Here is a 13,828-nt window from a genome sequence, read left to right as displayed (position 1 = left end):
GAAGCAACCGCCTTCAAGACCGACTTTCCCGTGCCGGCAAGCCGAAAGTCGCCACACAACCTACACGTTTTGTCCTGTCATCCCGCCTGTCGACCGTGCCACCAGTCGTACAGGCTGTCGGGCAGACGAATGGGGCCGACCCGCGAGGGTCGGCCCCATTCGCGTGGGCGGGGGAGGATGGGGGACCCCGCCCACTGGCACGGCCACGAGGTGTTTGGGTGGTGTGGAGGTCACCCCGCAGCCAACGTTTGGTTACATGCCGCCGAGCACCTGTGCAACGACGATCTTACCAACCATGGCGACGGGATACACCAGGGCGTAGCCGAGGGCGACGCGAGGATCGGCGTTCGTACGGCCGTTCGCGAACGCGAGGACCGCGGGCTGGGTCTGAGCGCCGCCGAGGAGGCCCGCGAGCTTCGTGCCGCCCATCTTGAAGACCCACCGCATGGTGACATACAGGCCGATAGCCATCGTCGACGTGATGATGACGCCGAGGAGGAAGATGTTGACCCACGCGCCCGACGTGAAGGCCTCGAGGATCTGGCCGCCGGCCTTCGCGCCCGCCTGCGCCAGGAAGATGAGCAGGCCAAGTTCGGACATGACCTGGCAGGTGGTGAAGGGCAGCGCCGTCGCGATGGGGCCGATACGACCCACGCGGCCGAAGATGAGACCCACGATGAGCGTGCCAGCGGCGGAACCGATCGAAAAATACTCGCCGGAGGGGGTCAGGATGGGCAGCTCGCCGATCGCGATGCCCAGCGCCATGCCCAGGCCCAGGGCGATCGGGTTGAGGTCGGTGAGGCCGTGCGAGGAGTCACCAAAGAACTTGGTGATCTCAGCCATCTTTGAGGTAGGGGCGACGACGCGCACGCGGTCACCCTCCTGGAGGACGAGGCCGGGCTCGGCGACCATGTCGACGTCGCCGCGGCGCACGCGGGAGATCGTCGCGGAGAACTGCTTGGCCAGACCCAGGGAGGCCACCGTTCGGCCGGAGACCTTGGGGTTGGAGATCGTCATGCGGCGGAAGTCTAGGTAGGTGCGATCCTGCATGAGAGAGTGCGAGGAGGCATGACCAAGCTCGCTGGCCGCGCGTGCAACGAGCTCGCGGGGGCCGACGACGGTCACGAGGTCGCCGGGGTCGAGCGTATCGGACATCTGGGGGCGCGTGATGGGGCCGGTCTCGCCACGGCGCAGACGAGAGAAGGAGACCTTCTCGCCGAGCTTTTCGTAGATGTCACCGACGAAGGGGTGGTCGTCGCGCTCGACGCGGATCGTGCGGTTCGACAGGGGAGAGGGCGCGTCCTTGTCGTTGCGGCCGTAGTGCAGGGCGGCCATCGAGGCGGCGAGCATGCCGATGACGCCGAAGAGGTAGGCGATGGAATACCCTACGGTCGCTCGGGCGGGGTCGCCGCTGGCCTCGCCGGCCGCGGCGAGCGCCGGGGTGTTCGTGACGGCTCCGGCGAATGTACCGGCGATGAGGGGCACATCCATGCCCAGGGCCTTGCCGACGTACAGGCCGAGCGTGGCTGCGATGCCGTAGAAGGCCACCATCGTCAGGATCGGGCCGACCGCGGTCTTGAGGTTATGGAAGAAGGACGCACCGGAGTTAATACCGATCGCGAAGGTAAAGAGCGTCAGGCCGAGCGTTCCCAGCTGCGGGGTGACACGCAATTCGATGTTGTAGGACTGTGCCCAGGCCGCCATGACGATGGCGAAAAAGAGGACGGCAGCGGCTCCCAAGCCGATGCCCTTGATCTTGACCTTACCGAAGGCCATGCCGATGCCGATGAGGAGGAACAGGAACAGCACGGGCTGCTCTTCCAGTACCCCAAAGATCGTTTCCACGATGAAATCTCCGTGTAGTGAATTGTCGATGTGTGTTATGAGTCAATTAAACCAGCTTCTAGTGTTGTGTATCTCAGGCCATCGTCCTAGATGGCGTGAGGGGCCTAATGGTCCGCACAATGAGATGGTCTGGAGCGCCTCGCGCAGGCGAGTTACGGTATTGACATGCTCAACGTTCGTGAGATTGGAATCCTCGCCCTGGTCATCGTACCTGGGCGTGCGATGCCTGCCGCGTAACGAGAGGATGGATCGCACGCCTTTTCCCCGCATCCGCGCTGTTTGGCCGGACTTGACGGGGTTTTTTCTTTAAGACGGTCCCAACGATTGAGAGGACGACTGGTGAGCGACACGAGCACCACCACCCGTATGACTGGAGCCGAGGCTATCGTGGCGAGCCTCGAGGCCCTGGGCGTGACCGACGTGTTCGGCATGCCCGGTGGAGCAATTCTGCCGACCTACGACCCGCTGATGGCGTCGACGGCAATACGTCACATTTTGGTTCGACACGAGCAGGGTGCGGGCCACGCTGCCGAGGGGTACGCGCTTGCTACCGGCAAGGTTGGCTGCGCGCTCGTCACCTCGGGCCCCGGCGCGACGAACGTGCTGACTGCCCTGGGTGACGCCTGCATGGACTCCGTGCCGATCGTCGTCATCTCCGGCCAGGTCGGCGCCTCCCTGATCGGCACCGACGCCTTCCAGGAAGCCGACGTCGTGGGTGCATCGATGCCCATCACGAAGCACTCATTCCTGGTGACGGATCCGCAGGACATCCCCGTGCGCCTCGCCGAGGCCTTCCACCTGGCCGGCACGGGTCGGCCCGGCCCAGTCCTCGTGGACATCACCAAGTCCGCCCAGGTCTCGGAGATGGACTTCTCCTGGCCCCCGACCCTGGACCTGCCCGGCTACAAGGTGGCCGACCGCCCGAACATGAAGCAGGTGCGAGCCGCGGCCCGCGCGATCGTGGACGCTCAGGCCCCCGTCCTCTACGTCGGTGGCGGCGTGATCCGCGGCGGCGCGACCGAGGCCCTGTCCGCCCTGGTCGAGGCCACCAACGCCCCCGTGGTCACCACCCTGACGGCGCGCGGTGCCTTCCCCGACTCCGATCGCCACAACCTGGGCATGCCCGGTATGCACGGCACCGTTGCCGCCGTCGGCGCCCTGCAGCGCGCGGACCTGATCGTCGCCCTCGGAGCCCGATTCGACGACCGCGTGACCGGCCGCCTCGACTCCTTCGCGCCGCGCGCGACCGTCGTCCACATCGACATCGACGCCGCGGAGATCTCTAAGAACCGCCACGCCGACATCCCGATTGTCGCGGACCTGAAGACCGCCCTGCCGATCCTGACCGACGAGATCGCCCAGGCTTCGTCCGACGGAAAGGCCGACATCTCCGGATGGTGGCGCTACCTGGACCGACTGCGCACCAAGTATCCGATCGGGTGGACAGAACCCGACGACGGCATGATGGCGCCCCAGGAAGTCATCAAGAAGCTCTCCGACAAGGTCGGCCCCGACGCCGTCTACGTGACGGGTGTGGGCCAGCACCAGATGTGGGCATCGCAGTTCATCACGCTGGACAACCCGCGCAGCTTCATCTCCTCGTGCGGCTCGGGCACGATGGGCTACTGCATCCCCTCGGCCATGGGCGCGCAGGTCGGCGTCCCCGACAAGGTCGTGTGGGCGATCGACGGCGACGGCTCCTTCCAGATGACCAACCAGGAGCTGGCCACCTGCACGATCAACAACATCCCGATCAAGGTCGCCCTCATTAACAACTCGGTGCTGGGCATGGTTCGCCAGTGGCAGTCACTGTTCTTCGGCAAGCGCTACTCGAACACGACGCTCAACCCCGTCGAGGGAGAGCAGATCCCCAACTTCGAGATGCTGGCGCAGGCCTACGGGATGGCCGCGCGCACGGTGCGCTCCATCGACGAGGTGGACGAGGCCATCGACTGGGCCATGTCGATCAACGACCGTCCCGTCCTCATTGACTTCCGCGTGTCCAAGGACTCGATGGTCTGGCCGATGGTCGCCGCGGGCGTCTCCAACGATGAAATTCGTTACGCCAAGGGCATGGCGCCCGACTGGGAGGTGGAAGACTGATGACGAATCGTCACACTCTGGCCGTGTTGGTCGAAAACAAGCCCGGCGTGCTCACCCGCGTCGCCGCGCTTTTCGCCCGCCGCGCCTTTAACATCAAGTCGCTGACCGTGGGGGAGACCGAGCACCCCGAGATCTCCCGCATGACCATCATCGTGGACGCAGACTCCGCGCCCATCGAGCAGGTCGTCAAGCAACTCAACAAGCTCATCAACGTCCTCAAGGTCGTTGAGCTCGAACCCGAAGACTCCGTCGAACGGCGCCTGCTGCTCATGAAGGTCCAGGCCGACGAAACCCGTCGCACCTCGGTCCTGCAGATCGTGGATCTTTTCCGCGCGCACGTCGTCGACGTTCAACCCGAGTCGGTCGTCATCGAATCGATCGGCTCCCTACCCAAGCTGGAGGCGCTGCTGCGGGCCCTGGAGCCCTACGGCGTCACCGAACTCGTCCAGTCGGGCGCCGTGGCCATCGGCCGCGGGTCGCGCTCGATCACGGATCAACTGAAGGAGAAATGAAAATGGCAGAAATCATCTACGACGACGGCGCAGACCTGTCGCTGATCCAGTCCAAGAAGGTCGCCATCATCGGTTACGGTTCGCAGGGTCATGCGCACGCGCTGAACCTGAAGGATTCCGGAGTTGACGTGGTCGTTGGCCTGCGCCCCGGTTCGTCCTCCTGGGCCAAGGCTGAGGCCGCCGGCCTGGAGGTCAAGGACGTGGCCGAGGCCGTCGCCGAGGGTGACGTCGTCTCCGTGCTGCTGCCCGACCAGGTCCAGCGCTACGTCTACGCCGAGCAGATTGCCCCCAACCTGAAGGAAGGCGCCGCCCTCCTCTTCGCGCACGGCTTCAACATCCGCTACGGCTACATCGAGGTCCCCGCCGGCCATGACGTCATCATGGTCGCCCCCAAGGGCCCGGGCCACAAGGTCCGCGAGACCTACGTGCAGGGCAAGGGCACCCCGGACGTCGTCGCCGTCGAGGTGGACGCCTCCGGCAAGGCCTGGGAGCTGGCTCTGTCCTATGCAAAGGGCATCGGCGGCACCCGCGCCGGCGTCATCAAGACGACCTTCACCGAAGAGACCGAGACCGACCTGTTCGGCGAGCAGGCCGTCCTGTGCGGTGGCGTCTCCCACCTGATCCAGGCCGGCTTTGAGACCCTGGTCGAGGCTGGTTACCAGCCTGAGATCGCCTACTTCGAGGTCTGCCACGAGATGAAGCAGATCGTCGACCTCATCAACGAGGGCGGCATCACGAAGCAGCGTTGGTCCTGCTCCGACACCGCCGAGTACGGCGACTACGTCTCCGGCCCGCGCGTCATTGGAGAGTCCTCCAAGGAGGCCATGAAGGCTGTCCTGGCCGACATTCAGGACGGCACCTTCGCCCGCAAGTTCATTGCGGACCAGGATAACGGCGCTCTCGAGTTCAAGGCGCTGCGCGCCGAGGAAGAGGCTCATCCGATCGAGAAGACCGGCCAGAAGCTGCGCAAGGCCTTCGGCTGGACCGACTCCGACGAGGACTACACCGAGGGCAGCGCCGCGCGCTGATCTGACGGGTAGTTTCGGATAGACCCAAGCCCCGGCCTCGTTCTCACGCATATGGGACGAGGTCGGGGCTCTTTTGTGCTGACAGGCGCGGGTTACGTTCGACTGTGTTCCCGCGAGGGTTAGTTCGCCGCCGCTTCGTCGGAGCCGTTCGTCCACGGAAGGGAAGCGGGGGAGAGGGCGTCCGCATTGGAAACGGTGGAGATCGGTGCAACGATCACGAGGGAAGCGACGGCGGCCGACGCGACGCGCGTCAGGGTTCGACGGGAGGGGCGCATCATTCTCTTCCTATGGGATATATAGTGACAAACGAAGTTTATCAGTAACTACTTAGTGGGCAACTGATGGTGATTGCTTACATATGGACGTGTTGTGGTGATGTGCTGAAAGGCTTCGTGCTGACCAGTAGGTCGGCATAGAATGGTGGTGGGATCGCTCGGGAGGGACGATGGAACAGCCGTTGAAAATCCTCTTCGTCATCAACGATCTGTACACGCGTGGGAACGGCTTGGCCGCCTCCGCGCGGCGGACGATCGCGCTTCTGCGTGAGCATGGGCATCACGTGCGCGTCCTCTCGGCGCTGCCCCGCGATGGTGACGACTGCGGTGTTGGAATGCCCGAGTATGTGCTGCCGCCCCTGCGCATCCCCCTCGTTGGTCCGCTCATCGCCTCACAGGGCTACGCCTTCGCCCGCGCGAAGCGCCGCGAGATAGAGCGTGCGCTCGCCTGGGCGGACGTCGTTCATCTCGAGGAACCCTTCTGCCTGCAGGCGGTCGTCGCGCACTATGCGCGCAGGCAGGGCGTGCTCGTCGTTGCGACCTATCACATTCATCCTGAAAACCTGACGGCCTCGGTCTACTTGGATCGCGCCTTGCCGCTCAATTGGGCGATCCTTGAGCTGTGGAAACGCGCGATCTTCAATCGCAGTGACCTCGTTCAGTGTCCCTCGCGCTCCGTGTATGAACGAGTCTCGAAGCTGCGTGTGCGAGCGCCCCTGCTGCTCCTATCGAACGGCGTGCCTCTCGGCGAGGAGGTGTGTGGTGGTGGGCACGAGGTGGGGGAGTCGTCTGTCGTTCGCGTCCTCGTGGTTGGCAGGTTCTCGCGCGAAAAAGACCAGGCAACGATCTTGCGGGCCCTGCGTCATAGCGCTCATGCGCGCTCGATCCAGCTGACTTTCGCTGGACGTGGTCCGACCGAGCATTCCCTGCGTGCCTCGGCTCGGCGTCTCCTGCGGCGCGGGGTGATCGCTCATCCGGTCCGTTTCGCCTTTATGAGTGCGGACGAGCTCGCGCGCGAAGCGTCGAGCTGTGCCTTGTATGTGCATGCGGCGCGCATCGAGGTTGAGGGGCTCAGCGCCCTGGAGGTGCTCCGCCATGGCGTCGTGCCCATCATCGCTCGGGGGCCGCTGACGGCGACCAGTCAATTCGCCCTCAGTGAGGACAGTGTGTTCGAGGCCGGGGATGCTCGTGCGCTCGCCCGCGCGATTGACGTCTGGATCGATCGAGGGCCTGTTGGACGGCAGTGCGAGGCGCGCCGCTATCGGCGTGTCGGTGAGTGGTATGACATTCGCGCCTGCGTGGCTCGCCTCGAGGAGGCTTACCGTCGGTTGGTTTTCGAGGGGAGAGCCAAGGGGTGATGGAGTGGCACGAGGGCCCTCATTGGCATGATTGTCGAGTAAATGAGTTCGACAGGTGGGGCGATGTTTCTCGTATAAGTGGTTAGTCAGCATCTAAATTTGTATGATGAATCTTGCGGCGGGTGAGTTCCGGCTCAACCTCCGCGCATTGACACTCCTCCCCGGAAGGACCAACGATGACCCTCCGCCACTACGGGCGAGCCCTCGCGGCAGCCACGGGAGCCGCGCTGCTGTGCGCGACCCTCACGGCCCCCACCCTGGCCGCCCCCTCCAGTGACACCCGCGACGCAGCCGTCGCCACGGCCTCGGCAACCGACGAAGGCTCGGCCCCCATCACCGTCACCGCCACGCGCACCGACGATGGCGGGGACACCCTGTACGTCGGCGATGTCGTGACCGTGACCTTCACCTACACCAACAACACAGACAGTGCGCTCACCGTCTTCCCGACGGAATCCAACCTGTCGGGCGTCCTGACGACCGGCGCCCCCAACTGCCGCTGGCACAACCTCGCCGCGCACACTACCAAGCAGTGCACGAGTGCAACGCACACCGTGACCGCCGAGGACGTCGCGGCCGGTTCCTTCACTCCCTCCGCGACCTGGGCGGCGACGCGCGACCGCAACGGCACCGACGTCATCGCCGGTGGCTTCGTCTCCGCCGCCGACGGGATTACCGTTGCTGCGGGCGTGCGCCCGGCCGCGCCCGACCCGCTCGAAACCCCGACCGACTACGCCATCGGAGACAAGGTTCGCCTCGCGTCCCCCGGCCTCGCCGGCTTCAACTGCCACCGCATCCCTGCGCTGACCACCGCCACCAACGGCTGGATCATCGCCGCGTGGGACGGACGCCCCGACACCTGCCAGGACGCACCCCAGGCCAACTCCATCGTCTACCGCATCTCCAAGGACGGCGGCAAGTCCTGGACCCCCATTATGACCGCCCTCGCCGGCACGCCCGGTGCGGCCAAGGTCGGCTACTCCGACCCTTCCTTCGTCGTCGACCGCACCACCGGGACGATCTTCCTGTTCTCCGTGAAGTCCTACGACGCGGGCCTCTTCCAGTCGCAGCTGGGCACCGACCCCGCCGCGCGCAACATCCTGCACGCCCACGTCGTCGAATCCCACGACAACGGCGAAACCTGGACCAACCACCGCACCATCACCGACCAGGTCACCGCGGGACACACCGGCGAGTGGTTCACCCGCTTCGCCTCCTCCGGCGAGGGCATCCAGCTGCGCTACGGCGCCCACGCCGGACGCCTCATCCAGCAGTACGCCGTCGCCAACTCTGGCTCCACCTCCCTCATGGCCGTCTCCGTCTACTCTGATGACCACGGCGTTACCTGGAAGCCCGGAGCCCCCACCGAGGGCAGCGCGGACGAAAACAAGGTCGTCGAACTCTCCGACGGACGCCTCCTGCTCAACTCGCGTACGCAGGGCACCGCGGGCCAGCGCCTCGAAGCCATCTCCTACGACGGCGGCCAGACGTGGGGTCCCTTCCGCCACAACTGGGACCTGACCGACCCGCGTAACAACGCCTCCATCGTCCGCGCCTACCCGGATGCCCCCGAGGGCTCCGCGCGCGCCCGCATCCTGCTCTTCTCCAACGCCGACTCCTCCAGTGCCCGCGCCAACGGCACCATCCGTGTTTCCTACGACGACGGCTTCACCTGGAACGAAGGCAAGGTCTTCGAGAGCGGCGAGATGGCCTACTCCACGCTCCACCCCCTCGGGGATGGCACGTGGGGCCTGCTCTACGAGTCCGGCGGCTACAAGAACATCGAGTTCATGCGCGTGGACGCCGCCTACCTGGGCCTGACCGACCCCGGCGAGGAGCCCACCCCCACCCCGCAGCCCACCCCGGAACCGCAGCCCACGCCGGACCCGACCCCGGAACCGCAGCCGACCCCTGAGCCTGCCCCCGCGGTGACCCCCGCGCACTGGGTGAACACCGGCTCAGGCTGGAAGTGGCAGCTGGAAGACTCCAGCTACGCGGCCAACCAGACCATCACCATCGGGGATGCCACCTACCGCTTCGGCGCCGACGGCTACATGGTCACCGGCTGGGACAAGGTCAATGGCGCCTGGAGTTACTACAACGCCTACGGCGCCCGCGTGAGCGGCTGGCTCGCCTCGGGCCCCACCTGGTACTACCTCGACCCCGCCACGGGAACGATGGCGACCGGCTGGGCTCAGATCGGCTCCGACTGGTACCTTTTCTCGACCTCCGGAGCCATGCTCACCGGCTGGCAGAACGTGGGGGCCTGGTACTACCTGGCACCCTCCGGCGCTATGCTCACCGGCTGGCAGCAGATCGGCTACACCTGGTACTACTTTGGTACCGACGGCCAGATGGTCACCGGCTGGCAGAGTATCGCCGGACGCTGGTACTACTTCGCGTCGTCGGGCGCGTGGGTCTGATCCGACACCGTGCATCGGCCGAGGCTGGGGGAGCGTGGCGCCCTCCCGGCCTCGGCCTCGTCTATGGGGCACGTCACGGCGCAAACGGACCACGGGTTGGAACGACAGCAACCCGGCGCGCGCGGTCGGGGGAAGATGGAGTCATGACACTGAACATCGCAGTAATCCCCGGCGACGGCATCGGCAAGGAAATCGTCCCCGAGGGCCTCAAGGTTCTTGACCGCGTCCTGGCGGATAAGGGTATCGACTACTCAACGACTCACTTCGACCTGGGGGCGGCGCGCTGGCACGCCACCGGTGACACCCTCACCGACGAGGACCTCGAGGCCATCAAACGCCACGACGTCATCCTCCTCGGCGCGGTCGGCGACCCCTCCGTCCCCTCCGGCGTCCTCGAACGCGGCCTCCTCCTCAAGCTGCGCTTCGCCCTTGACCACTACGTGAACCTGCGCCCCTCCAAGTACTACGAAGGCGTGCCCAGCCCCCTGGCCAACCCCGGCGACATCGACTTCGTCGTCGTGCGCGAGGGGACCGAGGGCCTGTACTGCGGCAACGGCGGCGCCGTGCGCGTGGGAACACCGCACGAGATCGCCACCGAGGTCAGCGTCAACACCGCCTACGGGGTCGAACGCGTCGTGCGCTACGCCTTCGAAGCCGCAGCCTCGCGCAAGAAGCACCTCACCCTGGTCCACAAGCACAACGTGCTGGTCAATGCCGGCCACATGTGGCGCCGCATCGTCGACGAGGTGGGGGAGAAGTACCCGGATGTGGCCGTCGACTACTGCCACATCGACGCCGCCACCATCTACATGGTCACCGACCCCGCGCGCTTCGACGTCATCGTCACCGACAACCTGTTCGGCGACATCCTCACCGACGAGGCCGGAGCCGTTACCGGCGGCATCGGCCTGAGCGCGTCGGGCAACCTCAACCCCTCGCGCGAGTACCCCTCCATGTTCGAACCCGTGCACGGCTCCGCCCCCGACATCGCGGGCCAGGGCAAGGCCGACCCCACCGCGACGATTTCTTCCGTGGCGCTCATGCTCGACTTCATGGGCTACGCCGACGAGGCCGGCCGCGTGCGCGCAGCGATCGACGCCGACATGGCGGCGCGTGCCCAGGCCGCAGCGAACGGGCACCCGCTCGTGCGCTCGACCTCACAGATCGGCGACGACATCGCCGCCCGCCTCTGACGCCGTCGGTCCGCGAGGCGGCGCGCGGTCGCCGCGATGGGCGGGTGCCTCAGCGCACCGCGATGAGGGCGGGCAGAGACGTGCGAGGAGCCCACTGCTCAATGTCCGCCAGCGCGGCGCTGGCGCCCGCGGTGCGCACCGACGCGGAGTCGGAGGAGATCATCGCCGCGTCGACCGCCAGCAGGTTGGAAGCGAGGGTCGCGGCGTCCAGGGCGGGCAGCTCACAGCGCGGCGTGCGGGTGTCGGTCGCGCCCGCCCGCAGCGCGACCTGCGCGCGGGTGAGAAGCTGGCCCGACACGTCGTAGGCATCGGTGAGGGTTCCCGCGACCACCTGGGCCTTCGGGAGCGTCGACGCCGTGCAATCCCACATGGCTACGGCCTCGGAAAGCTCCTCCGAGGAGGCCAGATCCTTGCCGGAAGGAGCGAAGGTGGAGGAGATCGCGGGCTCGTCGAACAGGTCGATCGCCCAGGTCTGCGTACCCTGGCGAGACGCCGTATTCACGCGGTCATTGATGGCCGCGGCCTCTTCCTCTCCCGCGTCCAGGTTGATGCCGTAGGCGTTCGCCAGCGTAACGGCGCTCGCGTAGCGGCCCAGCGCGGAGGCGGACAGCGTTCGCGCCTCCTCGGTATCGGCGCGAGTCGGGTCGGCCGCGATCTCAAGGTCGCGCGTTGCCGTGCGCGCCAACCACGAGATGAAGGCAGGCACATCGGTCGGGGCCGCCGAGACGGGTGCCGGTGCTTTCTCGCCCTCGGGAGTGGCCCCGCCCCACGGATCCCACAGGCCGCCGAGTGCCTCGAGACGCTCCTCCGACGCGGAGGCGAGGGAACGCAGGGCGCTGGAGCACGGCGCACAGCCCGTCGCGGCCTCGGCAAGCTGAGTCGCCCGCTGCGAGGCAGCAGCCTCCGTGCGGGCCGCCTGGTCGCGCACCGCCGCGAAACCCGACAGGGGCGGCAGCGAGGACGTGGAGCACGCGGACAGCGCAAGAACCGCCGCACCCGCAACGAGGACGCCCGGGATACGACGTGTGGTCAAAATCAGATTTGCGAAACGCACCCCCGCATCATCCCACACCCCCGGGTAGGATAGGTAACTGACCCGCGAAGGCGAGAAGAAAGACAGGCGCATATGGGAACGTCCACGACAGACGGACCGCTCCAGGAGCTGCTGGCTCCCGTGGTCGCAGCATCGGGACTGGAACTGGATTCGGTGACCCGCACGCGCTCCGACGCGATGCCGCTCCTGCGGGTCGTCGTCGAAGCCCCGATCGGTGCCGACGGCATCGACTCAGACACCCTCGCGGACGTCTCCCGCGCCGTGTCAAAGGCCCTGGACGCCGCCGACCCGATCGACGGTGAGTACCTGCTGGAAGTCTCCACCCCCGGAGCCGAGCGCGAACTCACCAAGGTCGGCCACTGGAAGCGCCAGGTCGGACGCCTCGTGCGCGTCAAGCTGCGCGCGGGCGGCTACGTCTCCGGGCGCGTCATCGACGCGGGCGAGACCAGCGCAACGATCGATGTCGACGGCGAAGCGACTACCATTGACTATTCTGACATGAGGAAGGCGCGCTCCCGCGTCGACTTTGGAACGGGGAAGTAGGAGACCATGGAAATCGATATGACCGCTCTGCGGATGGTGGAAAACGAGAAGGGCGTCAGCCTCGAAACCCTCGTCGACGCCATCGAAGAGGCGCTGCTCAAGGCGTACCACAACCTGCCCGGCGCGATCTCCCAGGCCCGCATCGAAATCGACAAGAAGACCGGCCGCGTCACCGTCATGGCCATGGATGAGGATGAGGACGGCAACCCGATCGGCGAGTTCGACGACACGCCTAAGAACTTCGGGCGCATCGCCCAGTCCACGGCGCGCTCCGTCATCATGCAGCGCCTGCGCGACGCTGACGACCAGCGGGTCTTCGGCGACTTCGCCGGGCGTGAAGGCCAGATCATCACGGGCACCGTCCAGGCCCCGCGCCCCGGCCGCCCCACCATGGTCCAGGTCTCCGACGACTTCGAGGCCGTCCTGCCCGACGGCGAAAAGGTCCCTGGCGAGTCCTACCGTCACGGCGACCGCATCCGCGCCTACATCGTGGGCGTCGAGCGCACCGAACGCGGTCCTCGCATCACCCTGTCGCGCACACACCCCAACCTCGTGGCCGGCCTCTTCCAGCGCGAGGTCCCGGAAATCCAGCAGGGCCTCGTCAAGATCAAAGCCATCGCCCGCGAAGCCGGACACCGCACCAAGATCGCCGTGGCCGCCACCCGCGAAGGCATCAACGCCAAGGGTGCCTGCATCGGCCCCATGGGTGCCCGTGTGCGCTCCGTCATGGCCGAGCTCGGCGGCGAAAAGATCGACATTGTCGACTACTCCGACGACCCGGCGCGCTTCGTCGCCAACGCGCTGTCCCCGGCGCGGGTGACCCGCGTCGTCGTCCACTCCATCGACAACCGCACCGCGACCGCGATCGTCCCCGACTTCCAGCTCTCACTCGCCATCGGCAAGGAGGGACAGAACGCCCGTCTCGCCGCGCGCCTGACGAACTACCACATCGACATTCACGCCGACACGGAGACCGGCGACGACGCGACCGCCTCGCGCGTCTCCACCCCCGACGACGTGACAAGTCGCTCATAGAATCTGAGACGAGCAATCCCCTAGCTGGACTAAGCTAGGGGATTGTGTCGTATCCCGTGCCGCCTGAGCCCACCACCGGGCCCCAGCGCACCTGCATCGGATGCGGTACTCGCGCGCACCGAACCGCCCTCGTGCGGATCGTGCGTTCGCCGGACGGCGCGATTCACCTCGACCGAACGGCGACTCTTCCAGGCCGAGGAGCGTGGATCCACCCCGACAGGGGATGCGTCCAGCGAGCCCGAGCCAGGCGAGCCCTCGCGCGTGCCTTCCGGACGGGGAACCTGCCGGAGAGCGTGTGGGACGACGTGGAGGAGCTGATCACTACCCAGTGATGGCCACGCGCCATCAACGCCGAGATAATGGAAGCGGGTTGGAAGCTGATGGGCACCCGATGAGTACCCAGCGATGAGCTGCCAGCAATATCAGTAAGGCGTCTCCGGACCGGAGACGCTTCCGGAA

The 13,828-nt window shown here is 66.4% G+C and carries 12 protein-coding genes; 9 read left to right on the top strand and 3 right to left on the bottom strand.

Annotated elements, in window-relative coordinates:
• Positions 1 to 252: 252 nt before the first annotated feature.
• Positions 253 to 1,776 (bottom strand): aspartate:alanine exchanger family transporter, encoded by a 1,524-nt coding sequence (locus QU663_RS07065; protein WP_370465162.1) that lies wholly within the window; start codon positions 1,774 to 1,776, stop codon positions 253 to 255.
• A gap of 405 nt (positions 1,777 to 2,181) precedes the next feature.
• Here QU663_RS07065 and QU663_RS07060 point away from each other — a divergent pair, with 405 nt between their 5' ends.
• The 3 genes from QU663_RS07060 to ilvC are packed head-to-tail and all read left to right on the top strand — an operon-like array spanning position 2,182 to position 5,488.
• Positions 2,182 to 3,948 (top strand): acetolactate synthase large subunit, encoded by a 1,767-nt coding sequence (locus QU663_RS07060; RefSeq protein ID WP_034480220.1) that lies wholly within the window; start codon positions 2,182 to 2,184, stop codon positions 3,946 to 3,948.
• Positions 3,948 to 4,460 carry an acetolactate synthase small subunit gene (gene ilvN / locus QU663_RS07055; protein ID WP_009056682.1) on the top strand — a complete coding sequence of 171 codons (513 nt, stop codon included), beginning with the start codon at positions 3,948 to 3,950 and terminating at the stop codon, positions 4,458 to 4,460. Before QU663_RS07060 ends, ilvN begins: the two co-directional genes overlap by 1 nt.
• Positions 4,461 to 4,462: 2 nt before the next feature.
• On the top strand, positions 4,463 to 5,488 hold the full coding sequence (gene ilvC, locus QU663_RS07050; protein WP_009056685.1) for a ketol-acid reductoisomerase: 1,026 nt from the start codon (positions 4,463 to 4,465) through the stop codon (positions 5,486 to 5,488).
• Between the two features lie 119 nt (positions 5,489 to 5,607).
• Here the strand turns inward: ilvC and QU663_RS07045 are convergent, their stop codons facing one another.
• Positions 5,608 to 5,766 carry a hypothetical protein gene (locus QU663_RS07045; protein WP_009056692.1) on the bottom strand — a complete coding sequence of 53 codons (159 nt, stop codon included), beginning with the start codon at positions 5,764 to 5,766 and terminating at the stop codon, positions 5,608 to 5,610.
• A gap of 167 nt (positions 5,767 to 5,933) precedes the next feature.
• Between QU663_RS07045 and QU663_RS07040 the strand changes: the two genes are divergently transcribed.
• The 3 genes from QU663_RS07040 (at position 5,934) to QU663_RS07030 (ending at position 10,737) form a co-directional block, all read left to right on the top strand.
• The gene (locus QU663_RS07040) at positions 5,934 to 7,121 is read left to right on the top strand and encodes a glycosyltransferase (RefSeq protein ID WP_021610827.1); all 1,188 of its coding nucleotides are present in this window, start codon (positions 5,934 to 5,936) and stop codon (positions 7,119 to 7,121) included.
• A 176-nt stretch (positions 7,122 to 7,297) separates the two neighbouring features.
• Positions 7,298 to 9,544 carry a sialidase family protein gene (locus QU663_RS07035; RefSeq protein WP_021610828.1) on the top strand — a complete coding sequence of 749 codons (2,247 nt, stop codon included), beginning with the start codon at positions 7,298 to 7,300 and terminating at the stop codon, positions 9,542 to 9,544.
• 143 nt (positions 9,545 to 9,687) lie between these two features.
• Entirely contained in the window at positions 9,688 to 10,737 is a 1,050-nt protein-coding gene (locus QU663_RS07030) for a 3-isopropylmalate dehydrogenase (protein ID WP_021610829.1), read from the top strand.
• Positions 10,738 to 10,786: 49 nt separating this feature from the next.
• On the opposite strand, the gene QU663_RS07025 is transcribed toward QU663_RS07030, so the two are convergent.
• Positions 10,787 to 11,791: a hypothetical protein gene (locus tag QU663_RS07025; protein ID WP_034480213.1), complete on the bottom strand. Its 1,005-nt coding sequence runs from the start codon at positions 11,789 to 11,791 to the stop codon at positions 10,787 to 10,789.
• 72 nt (positions 11,792 to 11,863) lie between these two features.
• Here QU663_RS07025 and rimP point away from each other — a divergent pair, with 72 nt between their 5' ends.
• The 3 genes from rimP to QU663_RS07010 are packed head-to-tail and all read left to right on the top strand — an operon-like array spanning position 11,864 to position 13,701.
• Complete coding sequence (rimP, locus tag QU663_RS07020; protein ID WP_021610831.1) at positions 11,864 to 12,334, top strand: ribosome maturation factor RimP; 471 nt, start codon at positions 11,864 to 11,866, stop codon at positions 12,332 to 12,334.
• A gap of 6 nt (positions 12,335 to 12,340) precedes the next feature.
• Positions 12,341 to 13,369: a transcription termination factor NusA gene (nusA, locus tag QU663_RS07015; RefSeq protein WP_021610832.1), complete on the top strand. Its 1,029-nt coding sequence runs from the start codon at positions 12,341 to 12,343 to the stop codon at positions 13,367 to 13,369.
• A gap of 44 nt (positions 13,370 to 13,413) precedes the next feature.
• Entirely contained in the window at positions 13,414 to 13,701 is a 288-nt protein-coding gene (locus tag QU663_RS07010; RefSeq protein WP_370465104.1) for a YlxR family protein, read from the top strand.
• Positions 13,702 to 13,828 lie beyond the last annotated feature (127 nt).

Source organism: Schaalia sp. HMT-172, assembly GCF_030644365.1.
Taxonomy (GTDB): Bacteria; Actinomycetota; Actinomycetes; order Actinomycetales; family Actinomycetaceae; genus Pauljensenia.
The sequence above is the reverse complement of the archived record's forward strand: the minus strand, read 5'-3'. Positions and strand labels throughout refer to the sequence as shown.

Bases quoted from the DNA above. Each gene is read 5' to 3' on its own strand.
- ilvC (WP_009056685.1), top strand. From the start codon at position 4,463: ATGGCAGAAATCATCTACGACGACGGCGCAGACCTGTCGCTGATCCAG.
- nusA (WP_021610832.1), top strand. From the start codon at position 12,341: ATGGAAATCGATATGACCGCTCTGCGGATGGTGGAAAACGAGAAGGGC.
- QU663_RS07065 (WP_370465162.1), bottom strand. From the start codon at position 1,776: ATGGCCTTCGGTAAGGTCAAGATCAAGGGCATCGGCTTGGGAGCCGCT.
- QU663_RS07045 (WP_009056692.1), bottom strand. From the start codon at position 5,766: ATGATGCGCCCCTCCCGTCGAACCCTGACGCGCGTCGCGTCGGCCGCC.
- QU663_RS07040 (WP_021610827.1), top strand. From the start codon at position 5,934: ATGGAACAGCCGTTGAAAATCCTCTTCGTCATCAACGATCTGTACACG.
- ilvN (WP_009056682.1), top strand. From the start codon at position 3,948: ATGACGAATCGTCACACTCTGGCCGTGTTGGTCGAAAACAAGCCCGGC.
- rimP (WP_021610831.1), top strand. From the start codon at position 11,864: ATGGGAACGTCCACGACAGACGGACCGCTCCAGGAGCTGCTGGCTCCC.
- QU663_RS07030 (WP_021610829.1), top strand. From the start codon at position 9,688: ATGACACTGAACATCGCAGTAATCCCCGGCGACGGCATCGGCAAGGAA.
- QU663_RS07035 (WP_021610828.1), top strand. From the start codon at position 7,298: ATGACCCTCCGCCACTACGGGCGAGCCCTCGCGGCAGCCACGGGAGCC.